Genomic DNA, 17,636 nt, shown 5'->3' on the forward strand with positions numbered 1-17,636 from the left:
AATGGCTAAGTACAACTGTATAACATTGAAAGTGAAAAATGGAGAATTGGAAGGTTTCAATAAACTTCGCCAACCTGAACAAATTAATCTTAGAAATGGCAATGTCGTTTATATCTACAAAGGAACGAAGTCGAATAAGATTTACATTGGACAAACGAAACACTTTACTGAGCGGAATAAGCAGCACTACAATGGTCAAGAGAAAAAATTTAATATAGCAGATTTCGACCAGGTAATTATTCTTATTTCAACCTATTTCAACGGTTCAGCCTTAGATGATGTCGAAAGCCAGCTAATTACCTACTTTATGGCCGACAATCCAAAATCTAAAAAGCAGCTGGTTCAATATGATAATGATGAGATTATTAATCGGACCAATGGCAACAGTGTGAATGATTACCGAGACCGAGAAAAGGTTGCTTCAGAAGTCATTTTGCCTTTTTGGGAAAAAGAGCTATACCCTAATGGATGGGTAGGCACACCGACTTTAGAGGAGCTGCGCAATAAAGCACTGGTCAAATATAGCCCCATCAAAGAATTAACAATCCAGCAAATGGACCTTCTTAAGGAGATTGAATCGAATCCTGATAAGAGCTTTGTGATTAATGGCGATGCAGGGACTGGCAAAACCGTATTGCTGACTCATATGGTTGCTAAGCTGTTGAAAGAAAAACCTAATCAGCGAATAGCGGTCGTTTTGCAGCCTAATTGGATTAAAACGGCAAAAGATATCTTTAGAGTATATGGAATGAACAACAGTAACCTGACACTTGCTACCTCGACACAGCTGATTAATGCCGATGAAAATTATGATGTTGTAATTGTTGACGAATCTCATAAGCTTTCTAGAAAATTTCCCAAGCAAATGGCATCTTTTAACGAAGTGTATAAAGGAAGATTTGCCCAGGATGAGAACCACTTGGATGCTTTAAAAAAATTAGGCAGTCAAATCGTGTTAATGTATGACATATTACAAGCTATTCGCCCTGCCAATATAACACGTGTGCAATTCCATGAAGCAACCAAAGACTTTGAAAAGAGATACTTAACAACGCAATTTAGAATACAAGCTCCAGCGGGAAAGAACTATACATCAGAAGATTTTGTAAATGGCATAAAATATCTTTTGTATAAGGATACAGGTCTGCTAGGACAAACGAACTTTAACTCAAAATTTGATAGAACGGTGTTCCAAGATAGTGATGCTGATGCTTATTTTGGATATTTCGAAACAGAACCTTTAAACTGGGATTCAACCATAAATTAAGCTAAAAGCCCACACGATGCGGATTTCCGAAAAAATTTCTAGACTACATCTGGCAGTCCGATCTTTTTAATGTCATAGGTATTAAGTAATCGTCGTTGGTCTTTACCAATCGTCGTCAAGGAATATCTTTTTTCTCCAGTGGGAAGAAGAATTTCTATCAAGCCAATCTTATTTAATTCGCTTAAGATCTTACGTGCCGATTTCTTCACATTCTTCCGATGGGCAATGGTTTCAAGCGCAATAATTGTAAAATAAGCTAATACACAGACATAGATATGTCCTTTGACCCTCGCTTCTTTCCTATGATACATCGGTCGAATATCTAAGTCATTCTTAATGATGCGAAAAGCCGTCTCAACCTTATTTAGGTTTTTGTATATTTTGACAAGCTTCTCGCCCTCGTAACCCTGTTCATTCGTTTGAATGACAAACGTACCGTCCAGACGTTGATCCGATTCTACTTTATCCGATTTTAGACTGTACTCCAAAACAAATCCTAAGGGGCTGTTAGTGTCTTCTTTGCCTTGAACATCAAAATATTTGCCTGTTTTGTTTTGCTTTAAGATCGCGCCGACCTTTTTCATCGCTTCATCGCGTGTCTTAATACGGCTTTTTTTATCCTCAATTAAGGTCTTGTTTAAGGTATTGAGCCCTTCTTTAATAGCCTCTATACAATGATTTCGGTACTCTGTATCATCAGTTCTCTTCTGAGTATTTAGACATAACAGGAACCTTTGACCATCAATGGGAGGCAAAAACCGAACAAAGAGATTGTCCTGAATCTCCTGCATCTGAGTTTCATCGATAGCAATATCTATGAGGTATTTCTTGCTCCAGGCCCTCGGAATCGCCATAACGTATTTCTGTTCCAGGCCGATAATCGCTTTAATATTTTTGTCGCTTAACATTCCTCTATCCCCGACAAAAATGAATTCTTTGATCTGGTAGGTATTCTTTAGTTCCTCCACAATTCTTGGCACAGTCGTTTTATCGGAAGTATTACCCGAGTAGATGTTACATTTAATTGGAAACCCGTCCGGGGTAGTAACTAGGCCGATAACAAGTTGTTCCCGATCACCTCTGTGGTCACGAGAATACCCGTAGTCTGAGATGATACATTGATGACCTTCAAAATAAGAACTGGTAATATCGTAGTAAAGCTCCTGCATGTTCTGGTGGAAAACTAATTTGGCAAAATCATAAAGACACTGCTCTACGACAGGATAATTATCGTTTAAAACCTCAAGAGAACGGTAAATCGTTTGTAGATCAGGGACCTTCTCACCATCGAGAAGAAAATGGCGAACGGGAGTAGCATCGAGCCACTCCGTCAAAGCCAATTTACTATCGGGTTGAATAATACGCTGAAAAATCATGGTCATCAGGCAGGTTAATGCCGTGTCAATCGTAATATGTTTATCCTTTGAAACAAAGTGTTTCTTAAAAAGAGGGAACATCTTAAGTCTTTCAAAGATAGAGTGAATCAAGAAAAAGGAACCATAGGGTACTGCACTCAAAAAATCCACTTTATTAATGTTGGTAAACGAATCAAAATCCTTAGAGAATACAATTTTAAGTTTTTCAGCAATCTCTAGGTCTACACTACCAAAGTATAAAATTCGTTTATGTTTTACCTTGCCGCCTTCGCGGTAAGCCTCAACTAATTCGGCAAAATAATAAGTTTTCCCGCCCTTGGTACGTGGCGTAACTTTTACAAACAAGGTGATCCCTCCTCATAGGTCTACACTACAATTATAAGGGGTCATCCTTAAAAATCAATCTATTCCGACCACTTTCAAGGATAAATATTGTAAAAGTCTATACTACAACGCGTGTTGGATATGGCTTGATTACTGGGTTTGTGGAATTTTGGGGGTACTTATGGTTGAAGTCCAGTTTAAAGAATTTGATTGACTGGGTAGAAGAAGACAGAAATTTCAATCCTGAACATATAAACCGCGTGCTAGGTGGATTAGTTGAACCTTGGAAGCAGGCTGATGGCAAAGATCCGTCAATCACTCATTGGCATGAAGGAAATATCAAACGAAGATGGAATTCCACACAAGAAAATTGGATTTATTCAGAGGATGCCGATGCTGAAGAGCAGATTGGCTCCGTCTTTGCAGTTCAGGGAATTGATTTGAATAAAGTCGGCGTTTTAGTCGGCAATGATCTTCAAGTCGATGCAAAGGGCCGGTTATTCGGCAATCCAGAGAATTTCCATAACGTTAACGGCAAGTTCTCCAAAGACGATGAAAGCCCGGAAAATGCACAAGAGTTCACCTTATTTGTGTTGAATATTTACTATATTTTGATGACTAGAGGAATTGACGGGATTCGGCTGGGATTCTGGAAAAATGATGCATTTAAAAAGTATATGAAGGAAATATTGGAGATTAAATAGGTACGTGAAACATTGCAACTTACCTCGAATCCCGCCGGAGTAGTGATTTGGTGTAGCAAAATGGCCAAGACGTAAAAATTATGCCGCATACACCCACGAAGCAGTGTGGTCTTTTTCGGTTTATTTGTGTAATTTTTGCTAAACAAGAGGAATATTCCTAAACATGTTCAGTCCAATTAGTTTCCTAAGGAATGCAGAATGAAAACAATTGAAAGCTGTAACAGGGCTTCTCTTAAAGATAAGTATACACTTGATAATCTTGAAAAAGTCTTATATCCGATTATACCGGCGGCGGATGAAGATTGTGTAGAAAAGTTGACCTTAGGGATGTATATTTAAAAAGATTCTAATTATCCATATTCCAATTAGGCTAATAATGGTAGTGCGACAAGAAGTGGCTTCTTCTTAAATGATTAGTGCAGACGACTACAGTTTGATGTCCCAGTAGTAGGGACATTCCCGTCCGAAACTGCGTCGGGGGTAACTCTGGGGTGGGTTGCATGAGGAAAAGCCCAACTGGTTGCCTAGTATCCATGGCAACCAGAGGCGAGGGAAAGAATGGTATGGTTCATGATTAAGCATCGTCATTAGCAGCAGTGGCTGGGATATGTTAACCACTGTATTGCAGATTGGAAAACGCAGCTTCTCATATGCGTATGTTACTACCTACATATCTGCCGGTGTATTGAATGAACCTAACCCATCCGTATCTAATAATTACATACTTGAAAGGGTGCTGACTTCCAACTGGTAATCAACACGGAATAAAACGAAAAGCAAAATTTCAAAAGTGAGATAACAGATGCGAAATACTTCAAATTATAGGAAGTCCACATTACCTCCCGATACCCGATGGAAACAAATCGACTGGATTCATTTGAACGGGTATGTAGAAAAATTGCAACAGCGGATATACCGTGCCGAATGTCTTGGTGATCAACGCAAAGTAAGAAATCTGCAAAGACTCTTAGTAAGAAGTAAGGCAATGCTACTGGTATCCATAAAAAGAGTTACTCAAACAAACAAGGGCAAAAAGACCGCAGGTGTTGACGGCGAAACAGCATTATCCAATAAAGATAGAATAAAATTATTTTATGATTTATCCAAATTGGATATAGAAAAACATAATCCTAAACCGTCACGTAGAACCTATATCAAAAAGAAAAACGGAAAATTAAGACCACTCAGTATACCTACATTGCGAGACAGAATCTATCAAACTATCATTAAAGGAGCATTGGAACCACAATGGGAGGCAAGGTTTGAACCAATATCATACGGTTTCAGACCTAAAAGAGGGTGTCACGACGCTATTGCGAGGATCTTTCTGTCCTGCTGCAGAGGAAATAAACGATGGATTTTTGAAGGGGATTTTAAAGGCTGTTTTGACAATCTGAAACACGACTACATCATGGAGCAGATAAAGGAATTCCCCTTTACTAAGCTGATAGAAAAATGGTTAAAAGCAGGATACGTTGACAACGGTGTATTTAACGAAACCGAACTCGGTTCTGGGCAAGGGAATATTGTATCACCGCTTCTTGCAAATATTGCACTAATGGGTATGGAAGAATTACTTGGAATAAAATACAAACCTGTGAAGAGCAAGGGCAGAAATGTAAGTTATGCAAATGAGAGCAAATATACCCTGGTGTTTTATGCAGACGATTTTGTGGTAATGTGTAATACACAAAAGGATGCCGAAGATGTCTATGGACTATTAAAGCCATATTTAGAAACAAGGGGCCTGGAATTATCAAAAGAAAAAACAAGAGTAGTGCCAATAGAGGAAGGCTTTAACTTTCTGAGTTTTAACGTTAGATTATACCCAACGTGTCAAGGAGAAAAACTGTTGATAAAGCCATCTAAGGAATCTATCAAGAAAAGTAAGGAAACCATCTCAAAAGAAGTACAGAAACTGAAAGGCAATAACGTTAATGCAATAATTGACAAACTCAATCCCATTATTAGAGGTATAGGTAACTATTGGTCGCCTTCGGTCGCAAAACAGACGTATTCATATATGGACCACCATGTCTGGGGATGTACGTTTATATTTTTGAAATATCTACATCCAAGGAAAAGCAAACCTTGGATAATCGATAGATACTATAAACCGGATATAACGGGACAAAGTAAAAATCGATGGATACTGACCGACCCGAAAGAACACAAGCAACTCACAAAAATGTCCTGGATACCAATAGTCAGACATTCACTTATCAAATTCAGAGCAACGCCATATGACGCTTGCCTTAAAGAATACTTCGAGAATAGGGACGAAAAGGAGTTTGACAGAAACTGTATTAAAAGCAAACAGAAACTGGCTAAAATACAGAAATATAAATGCCCTATATGCAGAATGAGTATTACGGATTTCAGTGAGAAACTGGTAGTAAAAGAAAAAGTACCAGTGATACACGGCGGGACAAGGAAATACAGTAATTTACAACTGGTACATGGATACTGTAATGGACATTATAGAAAAATGTTCCCGCTAAAAGGTGAGCCTCCAAAGGAACAACAAAAGCAGGAAGGCTGCAAAACCATAAGACAACTGAGATTGGCGGAGATATCATAAAGACAGACGGATAAATGAGAGCTTGAGCTGTATGTCTTGAAAGGGACACGTACAGTTCTTAGGCGAGAAGGAGGGAGCAATCCCTCCGACTTAACCGACATTTGTAAAAATATAGGTAAAACTGGTTCTTCCTCTCTTTTTCATAACTATAACCGTAATGACTGGCATGAAATAAAAAAGTATACTAAATTAAGGTTATTATCTAGGGTAATTGGATAAAGTCATGACAAGTAGGTTGGTACTATAGAATTAACAAGTGGGAGTTTCAAGAATTACAAATGAGAAAGGAGTTGGCCATCACATATTGCCAGGGCAATAACTGTGAAGCCGAGAATTGCAACCAATGGAAACCAGAAATATTTTCAACAGGTTACCTGTTGTTATGATCATCGTAGTGATGATTATCTTCACAGCCGGGATAATCGTTGTTTTTAATTATCATAGAATCGTTGAAACAGACGCTAATCTTAATACCCTCGACGGCATTAGTTCAACACCCAACGAGAATAACTCATTCGCCGACAATACATCCTCCGGTGGAAGTCCTGCTGTTTCGGAAAGAAATGTGGCACATACAACACATGAGTATTCTCAGGATTTTATTCCCGGCAGTAAGTTCTCACTGGATGATCCGAAAATCGGAAAGACTAGATATGTATATGACAGCACCAGAATTGATGCCGATGGAGACGGTGCCGCTGACGATGTGCTATTGGTTGGAAGTGCTGCTTTTGGCAATCAAACCCGTAATTTGGCGGTGGTTGTCAGGGATGGGGTTACAGGGAAGTTCGCTTCTTTTTTACTGCCCGAAGACTTTGGGGTCATGTTGCCGCGATTAACTACTGGGAGTTTCACGGCCGCAAAGAAAAACGAGATCCTAGTATCGGTTGAAACCGGTGGCAGTGGCGGAATTGTTCTTTATGCCCTGATGGCATATGAGAATAAAAAGGTAGTTTCAGTGGTATCTCAGGCAGAGCTGAACAAAGGCTTGGATCTGAAAGTAGTATGCCTTCCCGGGTTTGAGATGAAGATTATCGATAAAAACACAGGGGTTAATTCCAGTGTTGATTTTCACGATGGGGAAGCTGCTCAGTTGTATATTGGCATGGGGGTCTATAACAAAGCAGGGGTATTCCTTAAAGACCAGGCGTATGTAGATGATGAGGTTATGGATGATGTATTTGTCAGTCTGAATCCGGCTGACGATGACGGTGATGGTATTCAGGAGCTTCATGGCAAACAACGTATTTCATTTATTACCCATGCCAATACAGTTGCCTGGGCTGAATCGGTCTGGTCAGTAAAAGGTGGCCGGCTGAGGCTTGTCAGCGAGAAGATCGAAGCCTATAAGCCATAAAAAGTGTTAAGAGAAAATCTATAAGAGAAGCACTTGTCCTATGCTGAATTATAAATTTACAGGTGATTAAAAATCATTGGGAAGAAGATGTCAAGTATCACCAGAAATTTAGGTTGAACATCCCGTTCTTATATACCTTTACGCCAGAAGCAGACAAGTCAGTTTTTCCCCCCTAACCCCTCTCCCATACCTTGCAATCCCCGTCAAAAAAGCTATAATTAGAAATAGGTGGAAATTAAAAAGTCGCCGTGACCTGAAAGTGTTAGCGCACTTCCAGGCACGAGCAGGTGGTATGAGCACCTACACGTAACAGACTGTCCACGACGACATTTTTATTATACAATGCTGCCCGTTTATGCACAAGCAAGCTACCTGTGCTGCGGGTGAAGCGAGTGTAATGGGACGTCGGCAGGGAGCAGACTGTGCGGCTTCACGCAGCAGGAGATTCAGCCTATTCCTGACCCAGGCAGCGGAAAGGAACTGTTCGTGTATCGGTTATGCGGACCGCTTTTCTGTTCACGGCCGGTTTATTTCCGGTCGATGGGGCTCAGGTATTTAGGATTCAGCAAATAACGAAGCATGGCGCATGTGTAGGGTGAAAAAACAAAACCTCGCATGCGCTTTTTAATTTCCCCTATAAAAGCAGAGGTTAGGACCGGGTCATGCCCCGGAGCCTTGCCGCTGCTTGAAATAGGGGGAGTAGATTAAAATGTTGGATTATCGAAAAATGTATTTTCAGCTGGCGGCTAAAGTAGCTGATGCCATGGATATCCTTTTAAAAGCACTGCAGGAGGGAGAGGCGGATTTCATGGACGCAGAGCCGTTTCCCGGGTTCAAAGTCGTTGCCATTAAAGATGAAAACTGTGATTCTGAATAGGGAAAGAGGATCACTCTTTGCGCTTATACGCAATAAGTGTCAGCGGAATTGAATACGACGAGTAACGCCAAGGTGCCGCATAAGATTAGCCCCTGGAGAGGGGCATAAAGACCACTGCTTGTACCAAGAATCTTACGCGCGTAAGATTCTTGGTACAAGCCCGGGCTAAAGGAAACCAATTATCAATGAAGCTACTATCCGGAATTCCCGGATACTTCAAATCGAAGGCCTGCGACTTAACCTTTGTTTCCGGTCAAAAAGTTATAGGGTCAAGTCACTTTCCTGACGGTTAGCAGCTTTGCAAAGGGAAAGACTTCGGCTGTTGATAAAGAGCTGCTGCGACCAATACAAGGATAATAAAATGGCCTAATAAAACAAAACTACGCGGTTAATCCAAATTCAGGGTTAACCGCGTAGTCTCTTTGCAAACCGTTCCAGCTCCTCACGAAGTTCTTCTTCAGTATAGGTATTGGGGATCTGGATCTGCTCTTCGAATCCGTCCATTTTGACACCGTCAAACTGATAGAGTTTCAGCAGCAATTGCCAGAAAACATCCAATTCTTGTTGGCTAAAGCCTCTGAATATATCTGCCCTGTAATCAATGGTGGTGTTTTTGGCGCATTTGACTATAGTGTCAAGTCCCGCTTGGGTCAGGCGCACGTTGATGGCGCGCTTGTCTTTTAGACTGGGAAGGATGGTTACGAATTCTTTTTTCTGCAGGCTGTTAATAATCTGGGTGACATTGAGGTGCCGAGTTTGTTGGCAATCTTGACAAAGGTGGTCTCATCGTCCGGCAAATGGAGAATCGCCAAAAGTGTCATATATTGTCTTGATGTCAACGGATTACAGTAGGCATCGCCAGCCATTTGCCCCTTCCATTTATGTCAGGAAAGTTGAATCAGGTTGTTTCAGGGTAAGGGTGGGCTTTGCTGAGATGGCTCTATATGGTTCAAAACCGGATCGCCGGATAGCGGTATGAAGGGCCAGCGGAATAGCAATTAACTGCCCAAGTTATTTGTATAAAAAATGCAGTATACAATAAATTCCTTGACAGTACGAGATTACCTGTGTTACCATGCTTTACATAAAGAAAATAGTCACATGAAAGGAGGATTACCATGTATCGTCTGAAAAGCTATCATCTCAATCAAGTTAATACCGTGGTGAAACCACAGGAATCAAGCAGAGAAGTCAGCTTACATGGTCTTAATCCTCTATTTATGAAATGTAGAAGTTAATGATTATTATTTAGCATTTTATAAAAATAAAGGCAGTTAAGTCACAAAAGCTGGGACTTAACCGCCTTTATTTTTTGGACTTTTTCGTATGGCACACAGTTCAAACTATGAAGGGAGGATTAACAAATGATCCGGTTAGAAACGCTTGGCTCCATAAAATTAAACAACCATCAAATTGAAACAAAACCAAGTATGGGTCACTGCATACATTGGCTTAATTCTCTATTGCTTAAATGCGGGAAACAATTGTGTCCGGTATAAGGACTATAATTAAGAGCATTTATCAGGAGAGTGGTTAAGTCCGATGAAAGGATTTAACCACTCTCTTTTTACATAAAAAGAGAGTTCAGCCCGGAAATTTAACATTATTTTAGTGAGGTGTTCTAAATGATCAAGCATTACCGTTACCAAGAGAAAGATGAAGTACTGTGCAGATATTGCAAGGATGAGGGGTTGGATTATCTGTATCTGCTTAGTGAGCATCGGAATGCGGAAAGGATGAACGGATTTCGGACAAAGGTTTTAAGAAAACTGATAACGGGTTTACGTAAGCGCTTTGGTTCGGACGGCTTAAACCCCAAGACGTAGGTATGCGCAGAAAACTGCTGTCCACGGAGCGTTTCAACCCTTCGGGGGCAGCTTTGGCAACCACTCGTCCTTTGTCGATGTTTGACTAAAACTTTCGGGAAATTAAATGTAAAATTCGGCAGTTTTTGAAGTCACTAATCTAGATTAGTCTCCTCAAAACCGCCGAATTTTTAAATCGGAGATATAATTTTAGTAGCATCCGCCCCCGCCGCCATTGCAGCCTCCGGAATCACATGAGCCGGAATCTCCATGAGAGAAATCTGAAAACCCGCCATGATCAACATGTCCATGGTGATGAAAATGATGGAGATGCTGCTGCTGGAACGTAAAATCTGATGTATCCTGTGTGTGCTATATTCCATATATAGCTTTTTGTCCAAACTCTTCTAGAGATTATTATCTGTTACATAGAGGGCAATTTGCTTGAGATAGCGGTTAATGTCCTCGAGATTGTTATGAATTATGTTATAGACTACCTCAGGAGATATATCCCAATAAACATGGACTAATCGGTTGCGAAATTTAGCGATCTCGATCATGGCAGGTTCCAAGTCCTGAGTTATTCGATGTTTTTCTAATTCTCGAAAAACGTCGGCATAAGTTTTAGGAGCCTCGAATTGCTGATCCACTTGAAGCATGGAAATAAGACGATTTCCAACATTGATACAGGATTCAATGCATAACTGCAGATAACGCTCAGTGGCACCTTGTAGTATAGAATTATTCACATAATCTTCGCGGGATGTTTGAGCGATTCCCTTCAATCGTTCGTAGTACTTGGAGATTTGACGAATTTGAAAAGCAAGTTTTTCATCCATAAAAAGTTGCTACCTCCCGGAAAGAGTTTTTAATAATGTTTCATTGCATTCATCTAGTAATGGTTTGAAATCCAGATAATACTTTACCGTTTGTTCCCAATAATCGATGTATTCATCCCGGTTATTAAGTAAAAGTATTTTCGATTGTTTTATTGCTCCATACTGAATAGTTAGAGGGGCGGTGTTCAGGTTAATTACATCAATATCATCCGATTGAAGTAAATCGGTTATTATTCCCATGACGCGGATGTGGAGCTCGTTGAGTTGATTTGGACTAAGATTTTTATGATACAAAATGGCCAGATCAACATCGCTTAAAGGTGTCTCTTTGTTCGCAGCTAATGAGCCAAAGAGTATCACAGCACTTATTTGTTGCTCTAAACCTACTAATGACTGAGGTAAATTCTTCAGTCTTTCGCGAATGAACTGAAAATCGAAAGGTTTACTTTGAAAAATCATATATAATCACCATCCTATAAATATTATACCAGTAATTTCCTTTATATAACAGATGTCCTTTAGATGGAAATTCCTTGTTTAAGTTAAACCTGTTATTTTTTCAACATAAATCAAGGAGGATGTAGAGGAAGGATGTGGAAATAAATAGTGAGTCGTTTAGAGAACCTATTCTTAAAAATGGGCATACCAAAAAGGCCTAACTGCACTCTCCTTTTTAAAAGAGGCCTTTAGGATGAACATCTTGGTGAGTAGTGACTAATCAACCTTAGGGAAAATGGGTTGGTTTAGCCCTTTCAGTTCTTCTTTTCGATGAGTATACCAAGCATCCATATGCTGGCCCACCCGAAGAAACGGTATCTATAGATAAAATAAGCAAACCGGAGGACGTTATGGAGAATTACGCGAAACCGATATTGGAAAATACGAAAATCCCGCAAAATGCAGTCTACGGGATATATGAGGTGCTGATAGACAAACAAAGCGATAACATTTCTCTAAATGAAATTGAGCGTGACGTCTACCTAATATGCAATTACGAAGGGGAAATAAATAACGGCGGGTTTGACCAATTCCTCTTCAATGGATACAATACAAATCTTTTTGATGGCGAATTTGTAAAACTTACAAAAGAAGCGCTGCTCAAAATTAAAGCAAATAAAAATGCCGAATTCATTGATTCGGCAATGAACATTGTGGGAGAATCTAAAACAGGCGCGGAAACAGATGAACAGGCCGAACAGCTAAGTGAACTTGATAACTTATTTTACAAGTATCCTGAAGATTTAAGTCAACTGCAGCTAAACTACATAGAAGAGCATATCGATTTGTTTATAAAATAAGGATAAATTGCTCGTCAGTGTTTGATGATGCGATGAGTTTCCGCGCTGTATTAACGGAGCTGAATATGCTAAACCCCGGCAGTATTGAAGGAGAGGATTGGCGTGTTGTTTATGTTTTCAGATTGCCTAAAAAAAATACGGGGTGTCGCCATAAAAAAATATAGTTGCCTCATGTTTGCCTTGATTTTGATTATTACTCTTACAGCATGTACAGCAAGCAACTCACAAGAAAAAACAAATACGAAAGGCGAAACTGAGCCGTTTTCAGTTATAAGCGAGGGCTCAGATAATGTTGCTCAAGCTGAAGTTCTGATATTCTCATCGGACGATACCGACCTTATAAAGCTCGGAACGCTTGCCTTTGATACTTACATGGATTATTGTTTGAGCAGGAAGACGCCGGTTGAAGAGCGCATAGCTTCATATAAACTCAATGACATCTCTGTTTTGTCCGGCGATATCAACGAATTTTACATGGAAGTGAATTACGACTTCACGACCGACAATGACAATTATTTAGATCGTGTACTGAACACTCAAGGCAAGGGCATATGGCGCCGCTATATGGAGATGAGAGTAAAGTATGCTTATGATAATGTCTATTCAATAGCGGGAATCGCCGGCGGAGACGCTCAGGAGATTACCCTGGTCGAATTCGGGCAGGAGGCGCCTACGGACATTTTTTCAATTATAAATGAAGTTAAATCTTATTTTGAGGAAACCGGCAATCGCGTTTTTGATATATCTTTTCCGGTGCAAATAGAAGGCGAAGATTGCTATAAAATCGTTGTCAGCGGGAAATTAGCGTCAAGCCAAACATATCCTATTGATACGTTCGCCGTTAATTTAAATGGTGATAAGCGATATTTACTTAATAAAGAAACGGATACATACGAAAAATTTCAAACTATCCCGACGTTCGCGTGCAAAACCTCGCCGGATGGAAAACTGCGGATTGAAAGCGTCGGAATGTATATGGACGGACCGAGCGGGCTGCACGCTCTTAAGGAAATGAGGATCATCAATACTTCGACCTGCGACGTGCTGTGGAGCAGAGACAGCAATTTAACCAATGAATTTTTATGGTCTGAGGACAGCCGTTTCGTTACAGCCGGATACGCCGGCAGACTGTGGAGACAAACGGATATAGTCGATACAAAAGATTATTCGGTAATAAAGATACCTATTGTGGATGATATTCTGAAAACCGCTCCCGATATTTCAAAACCGAATGATGGTTATTATATAACCGTATTCAAGGCTACCGGCTGGTTGAACCCGTCTACGGTCAGCATCCAGTTTGAATTGAGAACAAATAACGATAAGGTTGTTTTCGGCGAGTACGAGTATGATGTCATAAATAACAAAATGGTCATAAAAGAAATAAATGAAGAAAGCCGCGGCTAACAAGCGTATTGGTGATTTGGAGATGAGCATATGGGTTATTTCGAATTATTATCAACACCAATGTTTTATGGTACTGCGAAATACAAGGGGCTCGATCGTGGGCATCCATGTCCCGAATCAGATACAAACAAAAGATTCATATCACTGTGGCACCGGTATTGTGAATTTTGCGATTCGTCCACTCATATTGGAATAACCACAGAGCTCACACTTGCCGAACTAAAAGAACTCGCGGAATTGGCAGAACAAGAAACAGGCGAATGCTTTGAGGTGATATTCTTTAGCGAAGACGCGGAGTGTCCATATGAATCCGAATATTATGGCGCAGATGTCGCCGGAGAAGGCGGGTATTCAATGGATCGAACCTAAAGCCTATTGACATACCCTTGTACGACAGAAAGCTCGGAAAATCGTTGATTTTAAATGTACCCCCCTTCAAAGGTTGTATTCCAGCTATCATTTAACGGAGGGCAAAACGGGATACAGGTTGACGGATATATGAGAAAATCTTGATACACTTTATGAGGCGTAAGAATAGGCTTCAAACCAAACACCCCACTCACAGAAGATAAGGAAAAACCATTCCTCTCGCTCTGATTTTGGGGACTTTTTCCATTATTAAAAATGGTATATGAAATTGGAGCCGGTCGGGGTCTTTGGAAACTTTCGACCGGCAATTTTCATAAATATTTGACTTTTGTTTTTGCAAACAACTATTATAAAAGTTTGCTCTAAGGTAGGAACTTAATATTTTATGATTAGCAAAGGTTGGTACTGCAATCATCTTTTCCTGGGACAAGTCTATTCAGACTACTGACCTTAAGCCCAAAGCACTGACAAATAATGTGTTCCTTTATATGAGTATCGGTATCCGCAGAAAATTAATTTTTTGAGTACTGATGAGTTAAAATGGTACCCGGTTGATTCATCGTTACCCTCAGAATCAATTAATGAGTCTTCAATGTAGTCATTGAGCTTAATGTGGGTACTATGATGATTATGGATAGATAACCACCGTAAAATTTTAGGAAAGAGGTCCATATGGAATGAAATTGATTAACGTCTTAATATTAATTGGAATGATCCCCTCTATATCAAGAAAGTTGTTAACTGTTGAGGAGTCCTCAGATTAAATGTTTCGGTCTCCATTCCTGTAAAAAAATGATTGTTAAATTTCGAAAGGGAGAAGTTATGATAGCACAGGAGATTATTGAAACTATTCTGGCTGATGTTGGCTTAGAACCTTTACACACTGGGGCCAAAGATCAAGAATTGAAACCTAAAGCTGTAACCAGGTTTAACACATTGCTTTAGAAGTGGATACTCAGTAAAATGGGTATTCGCTTCTTTGATTTTCAAATGAGTTAAGGTTTATTAGCCTTGCATAAAAATATTGTTAAATTGTCAAGAAAGACCTCGCTGCGATATATCGCGTAAGAAGGTAAAATTGTAAGGTAATATACCAAGATCCCTGCGTTTTAGTAAAAAGGCCTTATAATTAGAGATGGATTAGTTCTCGTCCAAATCTAACCATAAAGAAGATTAAAATGAATATCACGAAATCCACACTTTTTCAATTGTTAGAGGTGTTCTAAATGATCAAGTATTGGGATTGTGTTAAAAAAACGGGTCCCTTGAAGTTCGTATTATAGAAGCTTGTTTAAGTTAAACCTGTTATTTTTTCAGCATAAATCAAGGAGGATGTAGAGGAGGGATGTGGAAATAAGTTAATGATACTTGTTTTTATGATGATGGCCTTTGCTAAACTTGAGGGGGAATAAGAGCTATGCAGGTAACAAGAGCTGAGGACAACCTAACCTTTATCCAAAACAAAAGCCATACAATAGTTACTGACAATAAAGACGGTACCGGAACAGTGCGCAGAAATATCCATGCGGCAGCAGACAGAGTTTGGCTGGATGAGGAATTTTCAGGTAATTACGGGATGGCATATAAGTATAAGCTAAACTTTGCGAATCAGCCAGGTCAGGAAGGTTTTGTCCTTGAAAAAGGCAAGGATGAATATGGTCACTATCTTCTTTTTCTCAATAGTAACGCTTTTATGTACTTGCATAATAAGGAGGAACGTCCCCGTATTCCCTGTGGTAGGGCGGAATTGAATTTAATTTTAGCGCCTGAAATGATAGAAGGCTCGGATGAATTAGTAAAAGGTTTCAAGGGAAGCTGGCCAAGTTTTCATGAAGCAAGGATTCGGATTATTGAAAAGTCTCCGAAAGCCATGGTTCTGGAATTTTATGGAGGTTTCCTGTCCCATAGAGTCGTACGACTGTTTATAGAGGAAATTATTTCTCAAAGTTATGATCAGAATTGCCTGGAAAGCTTTGCAGAATTAACCGGCCTTGAATTTAGAAAAGCTGAAACTCACATGGAAGTTTTGCTGTTTAATGACTATAAGACCAAGAGGTTACCCGAAGGTTTTGATGATTCGGTTTTTAACGATCCGGAATTTGATATTAATACTATTGAGCATTTATGGGTGATTGAAGAATATCAGAATCATGGCATCATCTCATGTAAGAATCTAAAAATGATCGTGTCAATTGATGAAGAGGAAAAAAGGCAAGAAGAAGAATCCTTTAAGAAATTCCTGGCGGAGTGCCAAAAAAATCCCTTTTCATTGGCTAGTTGGAATAACTCCATATGAGCAGCTATGGATTTGAGAGGAGGATAATATGATTGAAATAGTATTCAGCGACAGTGCTTGTGGAAGTCTTAAAGTGGCACAGCACTATGGCAAGGGGAAATATCAAGGTGGATGTATTGGTGTTGTCGTTAGTCACGCGGATGGAAGCAAGCCAACCGGAGAGGAAGTCGAAGCTGCCCGGCGGGAAGCAGAGGAAAAGGCACGCTTAGCATGGGAGGGTGCTGTCCCCTTGGGTGGAAATACAGCGGAAATCTATGGCTTCAACTTGATGCTGAGCGTCGGAGATATTTCGGAGCATCAGCCCGGTATCAAACGGCAGCAGACTTTGGAACACTTATACAGTGTTTATCCCAGTGACGTGGGGCGTCAGGCGGCTCAGGAAATATTCAAAAGGGTAAAAGAAGGTCTGAAAAGGGTTCAGGAACGGGCAGCCAGGGGGGAATCCCTGCGAATCTGGTACAGCAATCACCCTGATGAAATGTGTGGACTCTATTGGTTCATGGAGCAGTCGAATCAGTGGAAGGTGCCTAGCAAACAGCTTGCTATTGTCAAGCTTCCGGAATGGGAAGCTGACGAAAAGGGAAATATCCTCCGGAAAAGCGGCTGGGGTGAAGTTGCTCCCAAAGAATGGCACCGGTATCTTGCCTTGGAAAAACCTGTGTTGCCGGTATTTGTACAAAACTGTGCGTTTCATTGGCAAGAGCTCCAAAAGGAGAACGCGCCTTTGCGGGCCACGCTGAACGGACGGTTGGTCAGTGCACCTGAAACCCTCTATGATGACTTTATCCTTCGTGAAATCGCAGCAGAAGGTGAGGAATTTCAGGAGGCAAAGATTATCGGGCAGGTGCTTGGTAAATATCAAGTTGGAATTAGTGATTCCTGGGCCGCATACCGCATCGAAGCAATGATTCGTGAAGGAAAACTAAAGGTTGTGTCTGCAGTTGCCGAAGATATGCCGGTTTATCATCGGGTGTTGAAAAAGTGTTCTTACCATTATGAGTACGCTGGAGATTGAAAAGCAACGTTGAGTGATGTTCTGAGTGGACAACCCTTATCAAGGTTAGCTTTCCTAAGAAAAGAGGATGCCTGGTGTTTAGCAATTGGTTTGAGGTGGGTCAGCTTCCGCTGATAGCTGA

18 protein-coding genes are annotated in these 17,636 nt (G+C 40.3%); 12 read left to right on the forward strand and 6 right to left on the reverse strand.

From position 1 onward, the window contains the following. Position 1 precedes the first annotated feature (1 nt). Entirely contained in the window at positions 2-1,267 is a 1,266-nt protein-coding gene (locus DESYODRAFT_RS09945) for a DUF2075 domain-containing protein (RefSeq protein ID WP_207636368.1), read from the forward strand. 38 nt (positions 1,268-1,305) lie between these two features. Here the strand turns inward: DESYODRAFT_RS09945 and DESYODRAFT_RS09950 are convergent, their stop codons facing one another. Beyond that, complete coding sequence (locus DESYODRAFT_RS09950; protein ID WP_007782527.1) at positions 1,306-2,988, reverse strand: IS1634 family transposase; 1,683 nt, start codon at positions 2,986-2,988, stop codon at positions 1,306-1,308. A 164-nt stretch (positions 2,989-3,152) separates the two neighbouring features. Between DESYODRAFT_RS09950 and DESYODRAFT_RS09955 the strand changes: the two genes are divergently transcribed. The 4 genes from DESYODRAFT_RS09955 (at position 3,153) to DESYODRAFT_RS28690 (ending at position 8,486) form a co-directional block, all read left to right on the forward strand. After that, positions 3,153-3,671, forward strand: coding sequence for a DNA/RNA helicase domain-containing protein (locus tag DESYODRAFT_RS09955; RefSeq protein WP_242833600.1), 519 nt, complete (start codon positions 3,153-3,155; stop codon positions 3,669-3,671). Positions 3,672-4,473: 802 nt separating this feature from the next. Then, entirely contained in the window at positions 4,474-6,252 is a 1,779-nt protein-coding gene (gene ltrA / locus DESYODRAFT_RS09960; RefSeq protein WP_007782531.1) for a group II intron reverse transcriptase/maturase, read from the forward strand. A gap of 343 nt (positions 6,253-6,595) precedes the next feature. Beyond that, positions 6,596-7,609, forward strand: a complete 1,014-nt coding sequence (locus DESYODRAFT_RS09965; RefSeq protein WP_207636369.1) for a hypothetical protein — start codon at positions 6,596-6,598, stop codon at positions 7,607-7,609. 709 nt (positions 7,610-8,318) lie between these two features. Continuing rightward, the gene (locus DESYODRAFT_RS28690; RefSeq protein ID WP_007782535.1) at positions 8,319-8,486 is read left to right on the forward strand and encodes a hypothetical protein; all 168 of its coding nucleotides are present in this window, start codon (positions 8,319-8,321) and stop codon (positions 8,484-8,486) included. 405 nt (positions 8,487-8,891) lie between these two features. Here the strand turns inward: DESYODRAFT_RS28690 and DESYODRAFT_RS29135 are convergent, their stop codons facing one another. Together DESYODRAFT_RS29135 and DESYODRAFT_RS29140 are read right to left on the reverse strand one after the other, a co-directional pair. Beyond that, on the reverse strand, positions 8,892-9,146 hold the full coding sequence (locus DESYODRAFT_RS29135; protein ID WP_242833602.1) for a hypothetical protein: 255 nt from the start codon (positions 9,144-9,146) through the stop codon (positions 8,892-8,894). A 38-nt stretch (positions 9,147-9,184) separates the two neighbouring features. Further along, on the reverse strand, positions 9,185-9,352 hold the full coding sequence (locus DESYODRAFT_RS29140) for a hypothetical protein (protein WP_242833603.1): 168 nt from the start codon (positions 9,350-9,352) through the stop codon (positions 9,185-9,187). 759 nt (positions 9,353-10,111) lie between these two features. Here DESYODRAFT_RS29140 and DESYODRAFT_RS09975 point away from each other — a divergent pair. Beyond that, the gene (locus DESYODRAFT_RS09975; protein ID WP_007782541.1) at positions 10,112-10,312 is read left to right on the forward strand and encodes a hypothetical protein; all 201 of its coding nucleotides are present in this window, start codon (positions 10,112-10,114) and stop codon (positions 10,310-10,312) included. Positions 10,313-10,482: 170 nt separating this feature from the next. Here DESYODRAFT_RS09975 and DESYODRAFT_RS09980 read toward each other — a convergent pair whose 3' ends face one another. From DESYODRAFT_RS09980 to mntA, 3 genes are read right to left on the reverse strand one after another with little or no spacing between them, the layout of a single operon-like run. Next, complete coding sequence (locus tag DESYODRAFT_RS09980) at positions 10,483-10,674, reverse strand: hypothetical protein (RefSeq protein WP_042338418.1); 192 nt, start codon at positions 10,672-10,674, stop codon at positions 10,483-10,485. A gap of 24 nt (positions 10,675-10,698) precedes the next feature. After that, complete coding sequence (hepT, locus tag DESYODRAFT_RS09985; protein WP_007782544.1) at positions 10,699-11,130, reverse strand: type VII toxin-antitoxin system HepT family RNase toxin; 432 nt, start codon at positions 11,128-11,130, stop codon at positions 10,699-10,701. A 9-nt stretch (positions 11,131-11,139) separates the two neighbouring features. Next, positions 11,140-11,589, reverse strand: coding sequence for a type VII toxin-antitoxin system MntA family adenylyltransferase antitoxin (mntA, locus tag DESYODRAFT_RS09990; RefSeq protein WP_007782546.1), 450 nt, complete (start codon positions 11,587-11,589; stop codon positions 11,140-11,142). 389 nt (positions 11,590-11,978) lie between these two features. On the opposite strand from mntA, the gene DESYODRAFT_RS09995 reads away from it, so the two are divergent. From DESYODRAFT_RS09995 to DESYODRAFT_RS10020, 6 genes are all read left to right on the forward strand, one after another. Then, positions 11,979-12,428: a DMP19 family protein gene (locus DESYODRAFT_RS09995; protein WP_007782548.1), complete on the forward strand. Its 450-nt coding sequence runs from the start codon at positions 11,979-11,981 to the stop codon at positions 12,426-12,428. A gap of 102 nt (positions 12,429-12,530) precedes the next feature. Continuing rightward, positions 12,531-13,835: a hypothetical protein gene (locus tag DESYODRAFT_RS10000; RefSeq protein WP_007782550.1), complete on the forward strand. Its 1,305-nt coding sequence runs from the start codon at positions 12,531-12,533 to the stop codon at positions 13,833-13,835. Positions 13,836-13,865: 30 nt separating this feature from the next. Continuing rightward, on the forward strand, positions 13,866-14,204 hold the full coding sequence (locus DESYODRAFT_RS10005; protein WP_007782552.1) for a hypothetical protein: 339 nt from the start codon (positions 13,866-13,868) through the stop codon (positions 14,202-14,204). An 822-nt stretch (positions 14,205-15,026) separates the two neighbouring features. Continuing rightward, positions 15,027-15,149, forward strand: coding sequence for a hypothetical protein (locus DESYODRAFT_RS29525; protein WP_007782555.1), 123 nt, complete (start codon positions 15,027-15,029; stop codon positions 15,147-15,149). Positions 15,150-15,621: 472 nt separating this feature from the next. Beyond that, positions 15,622-16,500 carry a hypothetical protein gene (locus tag DESYODRAFT_RS10015; RefSeq protein ID WP_007782558.1) on the forward strand — a complete coding sequence of 293 codons (879 nt, stop codon included), beginning with the start codon at positions 15,622-15,624 and terminating at the stop codon, positions 16,498-16,500. A gap of 28 nt (positions 16,501-16,528) precedes the next feature. Then, complete coding sequence (locus DESYODRAFT_RS10020; protein ID WP_007782560.1) at positions 16,529-17,515, forward strand: DUF3658 domain-containing protein; 987 nt, start codon at positions 16,529-16,531, stop codon at positions 17,513-17,515. The last annotated feature ends 121 nt before the right edge of the window (positions 17,516-17,636 follow it).

It is taken from the genome of Desulfosporosinus youngiae DSM 17734 (assembly GCF_000244895.1).
GTDB lineage: Bacteria > Bacillota > Desulfitobacteriia > Desulfitobacteriales > Desulfitobacteriaceae > Desulfosporosinus > Desulfosporosinus youngiae.